The sequence below is a fragment of the Sphingobacterium endophyticum genome (assembly GCF_009733535.1).
Taxonomy (GTDB): Bacteria; Bacteroidota; Bacteroidia; order Sphingobacteriales; family Sphingobacteriaceae; genus Sphingobacterium; species Sphingobacterium endophyticum.
Genome location: NZ_SMMI01000010.1, coordinates 162,462 through 178,877, shown reverse-complemented (window position 1 = coordinate 178,877; position 16,416 = coordinate 162,462). Strand labels below are relative to the sequence as shown.

Sequence of the window (16,416 nt, the reverse complement as noted above, 5' to 3'; positions counted from 1 at the left end):
TCCTTCAGGAATGATAAGCGGCATTAAAGCTTTAAATGAATCGTGCATCTCTATATAAGTTCAAAGCACAAATATCTAATTATTTTTTATCCCCTCCACAACTTTTGTACATGATCCATTATTATTCTCTTATTCAGTAATCATGCTGAATTATGCATAATTTTGATGGTAATCTGTATTCTATTTGTATTTATTTCAACCAATAATTTCTGGAGCCGACCAATTTTAACTCCTTTTTCTAGAAAACCATTTGAATTTATTGTTGGATTCCGAAAGACTTGGTTATTAATATTGTTGCTGTATACATTTAGCATCATTGGAATTCTATATTCAAATGAAAACTTATCCCTTTTTTCCATGTTCTGCATCTGTTTGACCAGTTGCTCCTATTATCAAAACCCTGAGGACCCGATAATAATGTGGAATCAGACCAGAAGTCCATCTCAGTTTCTATGGTTTAAAATCTACAGAGGAATATTACAATTAACCCTATTAATTCTGCCAATTCTAATTCTTCAATTTGCCTTTTTCCCTGAAGATTTTTTCAAACCGGTTTTATTGTGGGGAATGGGCATGCTTATTATTCCATTTGTTATCACTTTAAAATATGCTGTATTCCCAAGAAAAATAAACATTACAGAAGGATTTATTATGGGTTTATGCTTGATGTTTTATCCACTAATCCTGGCAATAATTCCTTATTATTATTATAAGTCAATTCAAAACCTTAAAAAACTGCTATGATTGAAATAAATAATTTATCAAAATCCTTTGGTCCAAAGCAAGTATTAAATAAGGTCAATGCATCTCTCCTGCCTGGAAAAACCTATGGTTTTGTGGGAGAAAATGGAGCTGGTAAAACAACCTTATTTCGTTGTATCGCAGATCTTGAAGACTATGAAGGAAAAATCACCTCCGAACATAAACCTCTAAAAAACCATTTGGGATTATTAACTTCCGAACCATATTTTATTCCGAAATTAACGGCCGAAGAATATATTTATCTCCTTACTGATTCTAGAAGAATAACTTTAAAAAACCTAGCAGAAAGGAATATATTTCAACTTCCTCTAAAAGAATTCGTTTCTAACTATTCCACCGGCATGAAAAAAAAACTTGCTATTACCGCGGTTTTGCTACAGAACAATGAGTACTTCATCTTTGACGAACCATATAATGGAATTGACTTGGAAAGTTCCATTATTTTGACTGCAATCATACATAGACTTAAAGCCCTTAATAAGACAATAATAATATCTTCCCATATTTTTTCTACGCTAAAAGACACTTGTGATTATATTTATAAAATTGAGAACGGAACATTATCAAATCCTTTTGAAAAGGAAAACTTTCATCAATTAGAAGATGAAATGAAGGAAAAAGTTTTGTTCAGGGACCTGGAAAAATTGATTATAGACTACTAGCTAGATAAAAAAAGCAGCAACCCGAAGATTGCTGCTTAAAGGTATTCAGCACTTTTAATTGTTCAATTTAATTAGGACTTATTTGAAGAGTCCTTCAGGTTATATTCCAAATAACCTCCTTTAGGGCTATCGATCACCACTTTTGCAGCATTCGGATTCCCTTTTACAATCCACCTTACTTTAACTGCACTCATCCCATCAATTGTAGGAACTTCAATCTGCTGTGGTTGATATTTCTGTTCCAATGTTTCATTGAAATCACTATTGATAACCTGCATTCCCGTTACTACTTGAGCTCCTTCTAATCGGATGTGGTTTGGACGTTCAATCTTATTCTTTACATCATGGTCTGAATGAGTCGGGACAATCCGGGTATTCCAAATCGTAGCATTAACCTCATACAGATTTCCTCCCAATGGTTTAATACTTGACTCCATAACCTCTAATTTTGGCATATGATAGGCATGATAAATCGTAAATGCGGCATTTCTATGAGCATCTTCCATTAATAAAAATCCTGGATGATTGCGGGTGTAGTTCTTCTTCGCACCCCCAATTTCGATCTTTCCATATTGTGGATGATCAAATTCTTTCCATGGAACATAAGCATCTCCAAACATTAACAACTTATCAAATTCATAGTATTCATCACTATTTCTTAATCCGCCGTCTGATTTTTCATTGAATAATTTATAGGTCGTCATCAACTCGTTCGAAAATGTAAAAATGCCCCGTGTTAAAGCTAAGAAGTCTATCTCACCACCAAATACAGTATAAAGATCCTTGTGAATAACAATATAGTCATATCCTGGAAGCATCTTTTCACCTGTTTTCCCTAATGCATCATATACCTGAACATCTTTTCTAGAATAAAACCTCTCATCATCAGCTGCTCCGGGACCTCGTAAAATCATTCCTCCATAATTGTGGTAAGACTGTGCTCCTGCTATGTTAGGGTGTGAATAAATGAATTTCTTTACAGCTTGAGTTTCGGGTAAAGTCCCAGGATAATATAATGCTCCTCCTTGAACGTAATTTGGTTGCCAATTCCATCCCCAATCCCGATTCGGGTCATAAGTACCTGTAATATCCTCATTCACTAACCCATCTCCATCATTGTCAATACCCTCAAAGCCCAACATCTCATATTCACCAACCTCACCCGGTTTTACCATCAACATCCGATTAGGATTTTCAGGATCGACCTTGTACCTACCTGTCTTAGACTTGCGACGCATCATAACAATTTCACCATCTCCATCTAAATCATCATATAAATCTTCCGCTACTAACCCATCCCCATCATTGTCAAATGGTCTACGACCGGTTCTTGACGAATGCATGGTATTCGGATTATAAATAAAGTACTCTCTTGAGTCAGGATTGATCGTTGGTGCTATGTAAAAAACTTTATCCTTCAATAACTCCTTAATAAAGGGTACAGTATTAAAGTTTTCTACAAGGTACCAGGCCGTATACATTGAAATCTCTGAGCCCTGTAATTCATTTGCATGAATGTTTCCATCAATCCACATGGCAGGTTTACGATCTGCCTTCCCTTCCTTAAAGTTCGTTACTGTTAGCACATAAATATCTCTACCCTCATAACTCTTTCCAATTGACTCATATTTAACAAGATCTGGATAGGCTTTCTGAAGGTCTATATAGAATTGTTCCATCTGTTTTAAATCATGGTAACGACTCCAGTTCATTTGCACCTTTGGATTTGATGGAGAACCTACTGCACGCAATCCGGCGATCTCCTTGCTCACTTCCTCATTTTTCTTTTGTCCAAATGCTGCCGTAACACTAAGTGCTAAGGCAAGCGATAATATTTTATAGGTTAATCTCATTTCTTAGCAATTTTTATAGGTTAATATCCAATGTCTTTTCTCCAGCAGTAGGACAGCCTACAGTTAATTGAACCTTCCCTTTCCCTTTTATCAACCATGAGAAGGTATTTGAACCTCCCGCCTGAAGTGTTGGATATAGTTGCAAACGTTTCCCACTTAGGAAGGATTGACCCTTTTGTAATTCAATTATAGATTTCATCTTGGACACATGTTTAATCTTATCTGCAATTTCAGGATAAACCGGCATAGATCCTGTATTGAACACTTTAACTTCAATACGATAAATATCATCGCCTAAATTGGTAACCTTCGGGTTAGAAAATTCCAAAGTGGCTAACGATTGTGCTAATTGAACGACAAAATCTGTATGCAGTTTTGAAGATGCCTCAAGCTGCGATATTGGAGGGTTGTGCTCAAACCTTTCAACCAATCCTCCTATCTCAACTTCTTGATTTGGGAAATCAGGATGGTTGACTTTTTTCCAAGGTAAAATCGCTCCTTGAATATTTTGACTCTTCACCCAGTTCACAAAACGATCCCCATCTTTTCCTGCTGCACCTTTTGCACCACTATTTTTGGTGCTATCTGTGGTTGAAGGAACCCACCAAGATGGTGTAGCAAAACTAAATTTACCGGTATGGTAGTAAACTGTAGATGTTAGATTTCCTTTTCCGTGCATAAGTTTTGGAGCATCACCTAATGGCTTTACTGCATCGTTATATATCTTACTTACAAAAGCTGAAACCTGTGAATCAGCATTTGTCCATGATTTTTGAATTCTTTCGCTTGCTTTTCTTTGATCAAATTGCTCGGCAACAGAAAGATTGTTCTGCAATCCAAAGTGCAAAACCGCTGCAATCTGCGGGTTGTCAAAAATCAGATCAATCAATGCTCTAGTTTCTGGTTCTGATGCCGCATAATCCCCAGTCTCAGGTTCAAAAAATGGATAATCATAGGTGAAATTCTTATCTAAATTAACACCTGAATTCCCGTCCTCAGAAATTAATCCGTCCTGATCAACATCTTTCCCCTCCTTATATAACTCATATGATCCTGATTCACCTTTATTCCTTTCAGCGAGAATTAGAAAATCAGAATTTGAAGGATGTATTGTATATGGTCCAGCAGGAGTTTTAATTCTCATCTGTGAAATCACGCCATCATTATTTAAGTCCGAATCGGGATCTTCATCAATTCTTCCGTCGCGGTCGTTATCAATGACTCTTGAATTTCCAGAAGTCCAGGAAAGGCCTGTCGAATTTCTTTTATAAGCATCTACATTGAGAACAGGTACGATCCAAATGGATTTTGATGTTAATAGCTCATTTAATTGAGCGGAGGGTAATTCCAGAATCTGTTTTGCAACATTCATAGAATTGATCACTCCAGCAGGATGCTTTCCATCAACTCCTGCCACTATGAGCAAAGTTGGTTTTGATACTTTTCCATTTTGGATTTTAATTAATGGAATATCTTCTCCTCCAACCGATTTCCCTATGGAGGTCCGTTCGATAAGTTTATTAGAAGATACATCTTGAATTTGTTTTTTCAACATCTCATAATTAGGATAATCCCATTGAGCATTGGCAAAAAACGGCATGCCACAGGAAAGCAGCACAATGATCCAGTATTTCATATAATTAGGTATTAGTTTGTCACGAAACTAATGATTTAACCGAACATTATAAAGTACAAGGCCAAGTAATATATTTGTTATACCCTAGCAAAATCTGTTGAATATGTAAAATATCAGCCTAATTTTAATGTTTCCGTTACAGGAATGAAATTGTGGAAAGATTGACAATCCTTAAATTAAGGTCAAATGCTTCATTTACGGATAATTAAAGACTGTTTTAGATAAGATTTTAACCGGATAAAAAGAATTGTGAAAAAATAAGCATATCCCTTTTGGTTTTAATAAGATAAAACTTATTTTTGCATTCCAAAATACAGGATTGAAAACAAGCTGTATTTAAATTGATTAATAAATTTTAGTCCCTATAATATGCCCAATATTGGTAAAATAGCGCAGATTATCGGCCCAGTAGTTGACGTCAACTTTGCCGACAATGAAAATCTTCCTAAGATTTATGATGCCTTGTACATTGAAAAAGACAATGGACAACGCATTATATTAGAGGTTCAACAGCACTTAGGTGAGGAACGTGTTCGTACGATTGCAATGGATGCTACCGAAGGTTTAATTCGTGGTATGAAAGTAGTTGATACTGGCGCTCCAATCAAAATGCCGATTGGCGAAGAAATCAAAGGTCGTGTATTTAACGTTGTTGGTGATCCAATTGATGGTATTCAGGCTTTAAACAAAGATAATGGTCGTCCTATTCACAACGTACCTCCTAGGTTTGAAGATTTATCGACTGAAACTGAAGTTTTATTTACTGGTATCAAAGTTATCGATTTATTAGAGCCTTACGCTAAAGGTGGTAAAATCGGATTGTTCGGTGGTGCTGGTGTAGGTAAAACTGTATTAATTCAGGAATTAATCAACAATATTGCTAAAGGTCACGGTGGTCTTTCTGTATTTGCTGGTGTTGGTGAGCGTACTCGTGAAGGTAATGACTTACTTCGTGAGATGTTAGAATCTGGCATTATTAAATATGGTGACACTTTCATGGAAGAAATGGAAAAAGGTCAATGGCCTTTAGAAACTGTAGATTTAGAATTAATGAAAGAATCTAAATGTACATTCGTGTTTGGTCAGATGAATGAGCCTCCAGGTGCGCGTGCGCGCGTTGCTTTATCAGGTTTAACTATCGCAGAATATTTCCGTGATGGTGATGGTGAAGGTCAAGGTCGCGATATCTTATTCTTTATCGATAATATCTTCCGTTTTACGCAAGCAGGTTCTGAAGTATCAGCTCTTTTAGGCCGTATGCCTTCTGCGGTTGGTTACCAACCTACTCTTGCAACGGAAATGGGTTTAATGCAAGAACGTATTACTTCAACTAAAAACGGATCTATTACTTCTGTTCAAGCGGTATACGTACCTGCCGATGACTTAACTGACCCTGCACCGGCAACAACTTTCGCCCACTTAGATGCTACAACAGTATTATCACGTAAAATCTCTGAGCTTGGTATTTACCCGGCGGTAGATCCTTTGGATTCTACTTCCCGTATCCTTTCTCCAACAGTTTTGGGTGATGAACACTATAATACAGCTCAAAGAGTAAAAGAAATTCTTCAACGTTATAAAGAATTGCAAGATATTATTGCCATTCTTGGTATGGACGAATTATCTGAAGAAGATAAATTAACTGTTCACCGCGCTCGTCGTGTGCAACGTTTCTTATCTCAACCATTCCACGTAGCTGAACAATTTACTGGTTTAAAAGGATGTTTAGTAGATATCAAAGATACAATCAAAGGTTTCAACATGATTATTGATGGTGAAGTTGATGAGTATCCTGAAGCATCTTTCAACTTGGTAGGTTCTATCGAAGACGCTATCGAGAAAGGTAAAAAACTATTAGCAGAAGCAGTATAAGTATAGACTAAGTGATTAAAAGACTCTTGTATTCTATTGTCACAGGTCTAACATCTATAAAAAAATGAAATTAACAATCATAACTCCAGACAAATTAGCTTTCGAAGGTAATGTAACTGCCGTTACTGTACCTGGTTCAGCAGGTTCTTTCCAAATTTTGAAAGATCACGCAGCTATTGTGTCTACGCTAGAAGATGGTAAAGTCATTATCAAAAATAATAATGACGAACAAGTCATTATTATTAAAGGTGGTGTCGTAGAAGTAAAGGACAACAATATCATCGTTTTAGCAGAAGGAATTGCGGAAGAATAGATAGATAAAATATTACGATAATGTAGCCCTTAGAACTTCAAGTTTTAAGGGCTATTTTTTTCAACTATTTTACAACTCAACTCCTTTTTAGGAAGAATTTTAGCGTCTTTGTGAAAAAATTGAAAAAAGTAAAAATATACCAATTTTAATTTTAGTCTACAGACTACAGTATTTTACATCAGCAAATAATAATTTTGTAAAATATAATTTTTTAAAATTAGTTTTTTTGAAATAAAAAACTTTATCAAAAAAAATTGTTAGACTATTGTAAAGAATTTTAATTCGAAGTAACTTAACAAAACAGAAAAAAGGAATTCCTATATGGAATTTTTTCGAGGGAGTATTACATCAATTTCTAAGGGCAGCATGAAGTATTATAATCAAGACACACTAATCTATTTAAATGGAGAGTTTGTGAAGGCCAGCAACGCAGGAGTAGATATGTTCGGGCAATCATTGCATTATGGTTATGGTGCATTTGAAGGATTACGTGCTTATAGTACGCATAATGGAACTAGGATCTTTAAAGCCGAGGAACACTTCGAACGTTTAAAACACTCTTGTAAAGCTATAGGTTTGCCTTATCAATGGGACAACAGGGTATTAATTGAAAAAGCGTATGAATTGCTTGAAATTAACAATCTTCGTTCAGCTTATATCCGTCCTTTGATTTATTCGGGTTCAAATATGCATTTGACGGCTTCTGATACCGCTAATATCATGATTGCAGCCTGGGAATGGGGACCTTATTTAGGCCAAAATTTGTTGAAGGTAAATATATCTAGAATAGAACGTCCTAATCCAAAGTCCTTCCCTATTGATGCTAAAGTTTCTGGACAATATATTAATTCGATATTGGCAACTAGCGATGCAATTCAAAAAGGATTCGATGAGGCTTTATTATTGGATCAAGATGGATTCGTTGCTCAAGCTTCTAGCGAAAACTTATTCATTGAAAAAGATTTTAAGATCTACACCTCACCTCTGGGAAACATTTTCCCTGGTATCACCAGAGAAACAGTTATTGATATCTGCAAAAGTTTGAACTTCGATATAATCGAAAAAAGAATCACAATCAAAGATATATACAATGCCGATAGCGCCTTTTTAAGTGGAACTGCTGCCGGAATTATAGGAATAAAACAAGTTGACGATATCATTTTCTCTGAAGAATGGGAAGATAGTATCGGCGCATCTATCCAAAGAAAATATAAAAACTTAGTATTAGAGCAAGAGAATTATGAAGTCATCATCTGATAACCAAAAGGGAATCAACAAGTACAGCCGCATCTTTACACAAGATGAAACTCAACCTGCTGCGAAAGCCATGCTTTATGGTATTGGCCTTACTGATGCAGATATGGAAAAGGCACAAGTAGGAATCGCTAGCATGGGCTACGATGGTAATACATGTAACATGCACCTAAACGACTTAGCACAAGTAGTCAAAAAAGGTATTTGGAACAATGACCTTGTCGGCTTGACTTTTGGAACTATTGGCGTCTCTGACGGAATGAGTAATGGTACAGATGGTATGAGATATTCATTAGTATCTCGTGATGTAATTGCTGATAGTATCGAAACAATCTGTGGTGGTCAATATTATGATGGTGTAGTTGCAATCCCTGGATGTGATAAAAACATGCCTGGAGCAATTATGGCTATGGGAAGATTAAATAGGCCCGCAATTATGGTCTATGGTGGAACTATTGCTCCTGGTCATTATAAAGGTGAAGAATTAAATATTGTTTCCGCTTTCGAAGCTCTAGGAAAAAAAATCGCAGGCACAATCTCTGACGAGGATTATGATGGCGTAATCCGTCATACTTGTCCAGGTGCTGGTGCTTGTGGAGGAATGTATACTGCCAATACAATGGCATCTGCCATCGAGGCTATGGGAATGAGCTTACCTTATTCATCATCTAATCCTGCAATTTCTAAAGAAAAACAAGAAGAATGTCTAGAAGTAGGTAAATATATGCGTATACTTCTTGAAAATGACATCAAACCTTCTGATATTATGACTCGTAAAGCATTTGAAAATGCAATGCGTATTATCGTAATCTTGGGAGGATCAACTAATGCAGTCCTACATTTTATCGCAATGGGTAAATCCGTTGATGTGGATGTTACACCGGATGATTTCCAACGTATGTCGGATGAAACTCCAGTTTTGGCAGATTTTAAACCTTCTGGAAAATTCTTAATGCAAGATCTTCATCAGTATGGCGGTATTCCTGCTGTTATGAAATATCTATTGGATGAAGGATTATTACATGGAGACTGTTTAACCGTTACAGGTAAAACCGTCGCAGAAAATTTAAAGGATGTTAAATCTATCATAGATTACAACCAACCTATCATCCATAAATTAAATGACCCTATCAAAGCTACTGGTCACTTACAGATCCTTTATGGAAACTTAGCTGAACAAGGTTCAGTAGCGAAAATTTCCGGCAAAGAAGGCGAGAAATTTACTGGTCCTGCTCGAGTTTTTGACGGAGAACATGATTTAGTTAAAGGTCTTGAAACCGGAAGGATTAAAAAAGGTGATGTTATAGTTATCAAAAATGAAGGCCCTAAGGGTGCTCCTGGTATGCCAGAAATGTTGAAACCAACTTCCTTAATTATTGGTGCCGGCTTAGGTACTTCCGTAGCATTAATCACTGACGGACGTTTTTCTGGAGGTACACATGGATTCGTTGTAGGTCACATTACTCCGGAAGCTTATGAAGGTGGTCTGATCGGCCTCGTACAAGATGATGATATCATCGAAATAGATGCAGTAAACAATACTATCAACTTAAAAGTTTCCGAAGAGGAAATCAACAACCGGAAATCAGCTTGGACACAACCTGCCTTAAAGGTCAGCAAAGGAGTCCTTTACAAATACGCCAAATCAGTGGCAAACGCATCACAAGGTTGTGTAACTGATTTGTAAGAATAGTAGTTAGTAATTAGTATTTAGTAGTTAGATATTAAATTATTGATACTAGGGAAATCACGAGTTACTACTATTAGACAAAAAATTGAAATAAAATAAAGAATACAATTCAGACCTCTGAGGTCTAAATACTTAATACTTCATACTAAATACTTTAAGATGAGTACACTTGAAAAAACGGAAACTAAGGTAGCCACTAAACAAGCGGCAGGTACGCAGATAAGCGGATCTCAAGCGGTTATGGAGGCCTTGATCCACGAAGGAGTGGATACCGTATTCGGGTATCCAGGGGGTGCTATTATGCCAATTTATGATGCATTGTATGATTATACAGATCAATTGAAGCATATTTTAGTCCGTCACGAACAAGGAGGAATTCATGCAGCACAAGGTTACGCACGTACATCAGGACGTGTGGGTGTAGCTTTCGCAACTAGCGGTCCAGGTGCAACAAATCTGGTCACAGGTTTGGCCGACGCCATGATTGATAGTAACCCTATCGTCTGTATTACTGGACAAGTATTTGCTTCCTTACTCGGTACTGATGCCTTCCAAGAGACTGATGTAATCAATATTACAACTCCTGTCACAAAATGGAACTATCAGGTTACTGATGCCAATGAAATTCCAAGTGTACTAGCTAAAGCTTTTTATATTGCAAAAACTGGAAGACCAGGTCCCGTATTGATTGATATTACTAAAAATGCCCAACTTCAATTATTCGATTATTTAGGATATGAAGAATGTAACCACGTACGTAGTTATCGTCCTGCCCCTATTGTTCGTAAAGAATATGTTGAAGAGGCCGCTAAAGTTATCAATGAAGCAAAAAAACCTTTTATATTATTTGGACAGGGAATCATTCTAGGTAAAGCAGAGCAAGAATTTAAAACATTTATTGAAAAAGCGGGAATTCCTTCTGCTGCTACGGTAATGGGATTAAGTGCCTTGGAAACAGACCATCCATTACATGTTGGAATGTTAGGTATGCACGGTAATTATGCTCCAAACGTAATGACCAATGAATGTGATGTACTGATCGCTATTGGAATGCGTTTTGACGACCGCGTAACAGGAAGACTAGACAAATATGCGAAGCAAGCTAAGGTTATTCATTTAGATATTGACCCTGCGGAAATTGACAAAAACGTAAAAGCTCACGTTCCAGTATGGGGAGATTGTAAAGAAACTTTACCATTATTGACTGAATTAATCAACAAAGGTGACCATGTTGACTGGTTGAATAAATTCAGAGAATTAGAAAAAGAAGAAATTAAGGAAGTCATCCATAACGAGTTGAACCCAACTTCTGATGTAATGACTATGGGTGAGGTTATAAAAGTTCTGAATGAATTAACAGGTGGTGACGCAGTTATTGTAACTGACGTTGGCCAACACCAGATGGTAGCTTGTCGCTATGCAAAATATAATACTTCTAAATCAAGCGTTACATCAGGTGGATTAGGTACAATGGGTTTCGGGTTACCTGCAGCAATCGGTGCATGGTACGGCGCTCCAGAACGTGATGTCGTAGCTATTATCGGTGATGGTGGTATTCAAATGACCATTCAAGAGCTAGGAACCATTATGCAATTTGGTGCTAAGGTTAAAATCTTAATCTTAAACAATGAATTCTTAGGAATGGTTCGTCAATGGCAACAGCTATTCCATGACAGGAGATATTCTTTCGTCAATATCACTAGTCCTGACTTTGTTGCTGTGGCAAAAGGATATTATATAGACGGAAACAAAATCTCAGAACGTAAAGATTTAAAAGACGCGTTAAAAACTATGCTGGATCATGATGGATCTTATCTACTTGAAGTAATGGTGGGTAAAGAAAATAATGTATTCCCAATGGTAGCCCAAGGAACGAGTGTGTCAGAAATAAGATTGAAGTAATCATGGAAAAACAAGAATATACAATAACCATCTATACAGAAAACTCTATCGGCATGATAGGTCGTATATCTGGAATTTTTTCAAGACGTAAGATCAACATCGAAAGCTTAAATACTTCTCCATCTGAAGTGGATGGTATCCACCGTTTTACGATATTGATTACAGAATCGGAAGAAGTAGTTCGCAAATTATGCCGTCAAATCGAAAAACAAGTTGAAGTGCTGAAAGCATATTTCAACACCAATGATGAATTGATTTGGCAGGAACAAGCTTTGTATAAAGTCCCTGCAGAAGCGATCGCTGAAAAAGTATTGGTTGAACGTTTATTACGTCAATATGGAGCTAATGTCGTTGTGATTCGTAATGATTACATCGTATTTGAAACAGCAGGCCATCGTGAAGAAATTGACCGCCTTACAGAGGAATTAGGAAAATACAGTCTTATTGAGTTCGTTCGTGGAGCCAGAATTGCAATCATTAAAGATAGCGCCGGATTCCATACGAAACTGAAACAATTTGAAATCAATGAACCTGCACCAGATATCGTTGAAAACGAATATTTGGATCAGAGAGATGATGTATTCACGATGTAATTTTTGATTAGTGAAAGTAGAACAGGTAATCCCCATATTCAGGATATTTGATTATTCCAAGGCAGTCGAGTTTTATATCGACTGGCTTGGCTTTCAAATTGATTGGGAGCATACTTTTGAGGAAAATACGCCAATCTACATGCAAATTTCACGTAATGGATGCACTTTACACCTAAGTGAACATCATGGTGATGCAACTCCGGGCGCACAAACATTTGTTTATTGCTCCGGATTGAAAGATTATCATCATCAATTAATTCAAAAGAATTACAAGCATAATAAACCAGGTTACGAAGAAACTTTCTATAATACCCACTGTGTTCAGGTTATCGACCCTTTTGGAAATAGAATTTCATTCAACGAACCTTTACAAGAAGCAAAATAAAAATGGACAAAGTCTTTAAATTTATTATCGATGGGCGTAAGGCATTCATTAAATTGATCGATGAGCTTTCATTAGAACAATTAAATGAAATACCTGCAGGATTCAATAATAATATCATTTGGAATTTCGGACACATTGTGGTGAGCACACAAACCTTAAGTTATACTCGGACTGGTATTCGGGAAGGTGTAAACTGGGTTAAGCATGTGGAGGCTTATGCAAAAGGAACGAAACCAACATACTTTGTGAGTCAAGACGAAGTGATCGAACTTAAAGAGATCGCCCTAAAATCAATCTATGAAATTGAAGCTGATTTCAATGCAGGAGTATTTAAAAATACCACTCCCTATGAAACTGCTACCTATGGCGCTGCTCTTAATAATATTGAAGAGGTTTTGATCACTTCAATAGGTCATGACAACTTACATTATGGCTATGCAATCGCACAAAAAAGAATAATCAACAATAAATAGTAAAAAACCTTAATCGAAAAAATATTTAATCAGTATTACAATGGCAAATTATTTCAACACATTACCTCTTAGAGAGCAATTAGATCAATTAGGAGTTGCAGAATTCATGGATTCATCGGAATTCAATGAAGGCGTAGAAGCTTTAAAAGGTAAAAAAATCGTAATCGTAGGTTGTGGAGCACAAGGCTTGAACCAAGGTTTAAACTTGAGAGATAGCGGACTTGATGTATCATATGCATTGCGTAAAGAAGCTATTGAACAAAAAAGAGACTCTTGGAAAAATGCAACTGATAATAACTTTAAAGTTGGTACTTATGAAGAATTAATTCCTTCAGCTGACTTAGTAATCAACTTGACTCCAGATAAACAACATACATCTGTTATCAATGCAGTAATGCCTTTGATGAAACAAGGTGCTTCCCTTTCTTATTCACACGGATTCAACATCGTGGAAGAAGGCATGCAAATCCGTCCAGACATCACTGTCATCATGGTGGCGCCTAAATGTCCAGGCTCTGAAGTTCGTGCTGAATACTTGAGAGGATTCGGAGTACCTACTCTAATTGCTGTTCACCCTGAAAATGACCCTCAAGGTAAAGGATGGGCGGAAGCCAAAGCTTACTGTGCTGGAACTGGTGGTGACCGTGCCGGTGTGTTGAAATCTTCTTTCGTTGCTGAAGTTAAATCTGACTTAATGGGAGAGCAAACAATCCTTTGTGGATTATTGCAAACTGGATCTATTCTTTCTTTTGATAAAATGGTCGAAAAAGGAATCGATGCTGGTTATGCTTCTAAACTAGTTCAATATGGTGTAGAAGTTATCACTGAAGCTTTAAAGCATGGTGGAGTAAGCGGTATGATGGACAGATTAAGTAACCCCGCAAAAATCAAAGCATTTGAATTATCTGAAGAGTTAAAGGATATTATGCGTCCTTTATTCCAAAAACACCAAGATGACATCATGTCGGGAGAATTCAGCAAGACAATGATGGCAGATTGGGCAAATGGAGATGCTAATTTATTGAAATGGAGAGCCGAAACTGGTGAAACTGCATTCGAAAAAACCCCTGCTGCTGATGTTAAAATCTCTGAACAAGAATATTTTGACAACTATTTATTAATGGTAGCATTTGTGAGAGCTGGTGTAGAATTAGCATTTGAAACAATGGTAGAGGCTGGTATCAAACCTGAATCCGCTTATTATGAATCTTTGCATGAAACTCCTTTAATTGCAAATACAATCGCTCGTAAAAAATTATTCGAGATGAACCGTGTAATTTCGGATACAGCAGAATATGGCTGTTATTTATTTGACCAAGCTTGTAAACCTTTATTGAAAGATTTTATGAAAAAAATCGATACTGATGTGGTTGGTAAAAACTTCAATGATGGTAAAGATGGATCAGTTGATAACATCAAATTAGTACAGGTAAATGAAATTTTAAGAAATCATGAAGTAGAAATCGTTGGTAAGAAATTACGTAAGGCGATGACTGCTATGAAGGCTATCCAAACTGTTTAATTTTTCGTAAATTAGATAGGTTTTTAAGGGGTAAAATTATCAAATTTTAATTTTACCCTATTAAAATTTCAAACCAATAAGAGATAAATAGTATAATGGGAAAAACATTAGTAGAAAAAATTTGGGATGCACACGTCGTCAAGAGTCAAGAAGGGTTCCCTGATATTTTATATATCGACACCCACTTAATCCACGAAGTAACCTCCCCACAGGCATTCGATGGACTGCGTAAAAGAGGACTGCCTGTATTCCGTCCAAATCAAACTGTAGCTACGGCTGATCATAATGTCCCAACATTAAATCAGCACTTGCCAATCAAAGAAGAACTTTCTCGTTACCAAGTCGACATGCTCACTAAAAACTGTAAAGAATTTGGTATTGAGCTGTACGGATTAGGACATCCTTATCAAGGAATTGTCCATGTAATCGGACCTGAATTGGGTATCACATTACCCGGAAAAACAATGGTCTGTGGTGACAGCCATACTTCAACACATGGTGCATTTGGCGCTATTGCTTTTGGTATTGGTACTTCACAAGTTGAACAGGTATTTGCAACGCAATGTTTATTGCAGCAAAAACCTAAAACCATGAAAATCGAAGTTAACGGTGAGCTCGGAAAAGGAGTGGGTGCTAAGGACATTATCCTTTACATTATCTCTAAAATATCTGCTGCCGGCGGAACCGGATATTTTGTGGAATATGCTGGATCAGCGATCCGTTCATTAAGTATGGAAGGTCGTATGACTATCTGTAACATGAGTATTGAAATGGGTGCTCGTGGAGGTCTAATCGCTCCTGACCAAACTACATTCGATTATATCAAAGGAAGAGAATTTGCTCCTCAAGGTGAGGATTGGGATAAATCATTAGCATATTGGAAAACATTATTTTCTGATGATGATGCTCAATTTGACGAAGTATTAACTTTTGATGCAGCAGACATTCAACCCATGATTACCTATGGTACAAACCCAGGAATGGGAATTGGAATCACTGAAGCTATACCAACGACTGTTTCCCAACCTGAAAATGAACGTCCATCATATCAAAAAGCCTTAAATTATATGGGCTTTGATGATGGCGAACAAGTAATAGGAAAGCCTGTAGATTACGTATTTATTGGTAGCTGTACGAATTCTCGAATTGAAGATTTGCGCCAAGTCGCTGCATTTGTTCAAGGAAAACACAAAGCAGAGAATGTTGAAGTATGGATTGTGCCAGGATCTAAACAAGTCGAAGCACAGGCCAAACTTGAAGGAATCGACAAAATATTCGAAGAAGCAGGCTTCATGCTACGCGAACCCGGTTGTTCCGCTTGCTTAGGAATGAATGAAGACAAAATCCCTGCTGGAAAATACTGCGTTTCTACCTCTAATAGAAACTTTGAAGGTAGACAAGGTCCAAATGCTCGTACCATGCTGGTAAGCCCTCTTACCGCAGCCGCTGCTGCTGTAACTGGTAAAATTGTGGACGTTAGAGAATTGGTATAAAGTATT

13 protein-coding genes are annotated in these 16,416 nt (G+C 36.9%); 11 read left to right on the top strand and 2 right to left on the bottom strand.

Annotated features, from left to right (window positions below; translation table 11 throughout):
- Positions 1-740: 740 nt before the first annotated feature.
- On the top strand, positions 741-1,424 hold the full coding sequence (locus E0Y80_RS13800) for an ABC transporter ATP-binding protein (protein WP_156308251.1): 684 nt from the start codon (positions 741-743) through the stop codon (positions 1,422-1,424).
- A 71-nt stretch (positions 1,425-1,495) separates the two neighbouring features.
- On the opposite strand, the gene E0Y80_RS13795 is transcribed toward E0Y80_RS13800, so the two are convergent.
- On the bottom strand, positions 1,496-3,277 hold the full coding sequence (locus E0Y80_RS13795) for a M14 family metallopeptidase (RefSeq protein ID WP_156308250.1): 1,782 nt from the start codon (positions 3,275-3,277) through the stop codon (positions 1,496-1,498).
- Positions 3,278-3,290: 13 nt separating this feature from the next.
- Positions 3,291-4,913, bottom strand: coding sequence for a M14 family zinc carboxypeptidase (locus tag E0Y80_RS13790; RefSeq protein ID WP_156308249.1), 1,623 nt, complete (start codon positions 4,911-4,913; stop codon positions 3,291-3,293).
- Between the two features lie 369 nt (positions 4,914-5,282).
- Here E0Y80_RS13790 and atpD point away from each other — a divergent pair, with 369 nt between their 5' ends.
- From atpD to leuC, 10 genes are all read left to right on the top strand, one after another.
- A complete protein-coding gene (gene atpD / locus E0Y80_RS13785; RefSeq protein WP_156308248.1) occupies positions 5,283-6,785 on the top strand; it encodes a F0F1 ATP synthase subunit beta in 1,503 nt (500 codons plus the stop codon).
- Positions 6,786-6,849: 64 nt separating this feature from the next.
- Positions 6,850-7,098, top strand: a complete 249-nt coding sequence (atpC, locus tag E0Y80_RS13780; protein ID WP_156308247.1) for an ATP synthase F1 subunit epsilon — start codon at positions 6,850-6,852, stop codon at positions 7,096-7,098.
- Between the two features lie 321 nt (positions 7,099-7,419).
- On the top strand, positions 7,420-8,355 hold the full coding sequence (locus E0Y80_RS13775; RefSeq protein ID WP_231596049.1) for a branched-chain amino acid transaminase: 936 nt from the start codon (positions 7,420-7,422) through the stop codon (positions 8,353-8,355).
- Complete coding sequence (gene ilvD, locus E0Y80_RS13770; RefSeq protein WP_156308246.1) at positions 8,339-10,039, top strand: dihydroxy-acid dehydratase; 1,701 nt, start codon at positions 8,339-8,341, stop codon at positions 10,037-10,039. Before E0Y80_RS13775 ends, ilvD begins: the two co-directional genes overlap by 17 nt.
- Positions 10,040-10,201: 162 nt before the next feature.
- A complete protein-coding gene (ilvB, locus tag E0Y80_RS13765; RefSeq protein ID WP_156308245.1) occupies positions 10,202-11,944 on the top strand; it encodes a biosynthetic-type acetolactate synthase large subunit in 1,743 nt (580 codons plus the stop codon).
- Positions 11,945-11,946: 2 nt separating this feature from the next.
- Positions 11,947-12,537 carry an acetolactate synthase small subunit gene (gene ilvN, locus E0Y80_RS13760; protein ID WP_156308244.1) on the top strand — a complete coding sequence of 197 codons (591 nt, stop codon included), beginning with the start codon at positions 11,947-11,949 and terminating at the stop codon, positions 12,535-12,537.
- 10 nt (positions 12,538-12,547) lie between these two features.
- Positions 12,548-12,922, top strand: coding sequence for a glyoxalase superfamily protein (locus E0Y80_RS13755; RefSeq protein ID WP_156308243.1), 375 nt, complete (start codon positions 12,548-12,550; stop codon positions 12,920-12,922).
- Between the two features lie 2 nt (positions 12,923-12,924).
- Positions 12,925-13,395 carry a DinB family protein gene (locus tag E0Y80_RS13750; protein ID WP_156308242.1) on the top strand — a complete coding sequence of 157 codons (471 nt, stop codon included), beginning with the start codon at positions 12,925-12,927 and terminating at the stop codon, positions 13,393-13,395.
- A 40-nt stretch (positions 13,396-13,435) separates the two neighbouring features.
- Entirely contained in the window at positions 13,436-14,917 is a 1,482-nt protein-coding gene (ilvC, locus tag E0Y80_RS13745; protein WP_156308241.1) for a ketol-acid reductoisomerase, read from the top strand.
- A 95-nt stretch (positions 14,918-15,012) separates the two neighbouring features.
- Positions 15,013-16,410 (top strand): 3-isopropylmalate dehydratase large subunit, encoded by a 1,398-nt coding sequence (gene leuC, locus E0Y80_RS13740; protein ID WP_156308240.1) that lies wholly within the window; start codon positions 15,013-15,015, stop codon positions 16,408-16,410.
- The last annotated feature ends 6 nt before the right edge of the window (positions 16,411-16,416 follow it).

What these genes read in the sequence shown, in the direction of transcription:
- E0Y80_RS13800 (WP_156308251.1), top strand. Translation starts at nt 741, where the DNA reads ATGATTGAAATAAATAATTTATCAAAATCCTTTGGTCCAAAGCAAGTA.
- E0Y80_RS13795 (WP_156308250.1), bottom strand. Translation starts at nt 3,277, where the DNA reads ATGAGATTAACCTATAAAATATTATCGCTTGCCTTAGCACTTAGTGTT.
- E0Y80_RS13790 (WP_156308249.1), bottom strand. Translation starts at nt 4,913, where the DNA reads ATGAAATACTGGATCATTGTGCTGCTTTCCTGTGGCATGCCGTTTTTT.
- atpD (WP_156308248.1), top strand. Translation starts at nt 5,283, where the DNA reads ATGCCCAATATTGGTAAAATAGCGCAGATTATCGGCCCAGTAGTTGAC.
- atpC (WP_156308247.1), top strand. Translation starts at nt 6,850, where the DNA reads ATGAAATTAACAATCATAACTCCAGACAAATTAGCTTTCGAAGGTAAT.
- E0Y80_RS13775 (WP_231596049.1), top strand. Translation starts at nt 7,420, where the DNA reads ATGGAATTTTTTCGAGGGAGTATTACATCAATTTCTAAGGGCAGCATG.
- ilvD (WP_156308246.1), top strand. Translation starts at nt 8,339, where the DNA reads ATGAAGTCATCATCTGATAACCAAAAGGGAATCAACAAGTACAGCCGC.
- ilvB (WP_156308245.1), top strand. Translation starts at nt 10,202, where the DNA reads ATGAGTACACTTGAAAAAACGGAAACTAAGGTAGCCACTAAACAAGCG.
- ilvN (WP_156308244.1), top strand. Translation starts at nt 11,947, where the DNA reads ATGGAAAAACAAGAATATACAATAACCATCTATACAGAAAACTCTATC.
- E0Y80_RS13750 (WP_156308242.1), top strand. Translation starts at nt 12,925, where the DNA reads ATGGACAAAGTCTTTAAATTTATTATCGATGGGCGTAAGGCATTCATT.
- ilvC (WP_156308241.1), top strand. Translation starts at nt 13,436, where the DNA reads ATGGCAAATTATTTCAACACATTACCTCTTAGAGAGCAATTAGATCAA.
- leuC (WP_156308240.1), top strand. Translation starts at nt 15,013, where the DNA reads ATGGGAAAAACATTAGTAGAAAAAATTTGGGATGCACACGTCGTCAAG.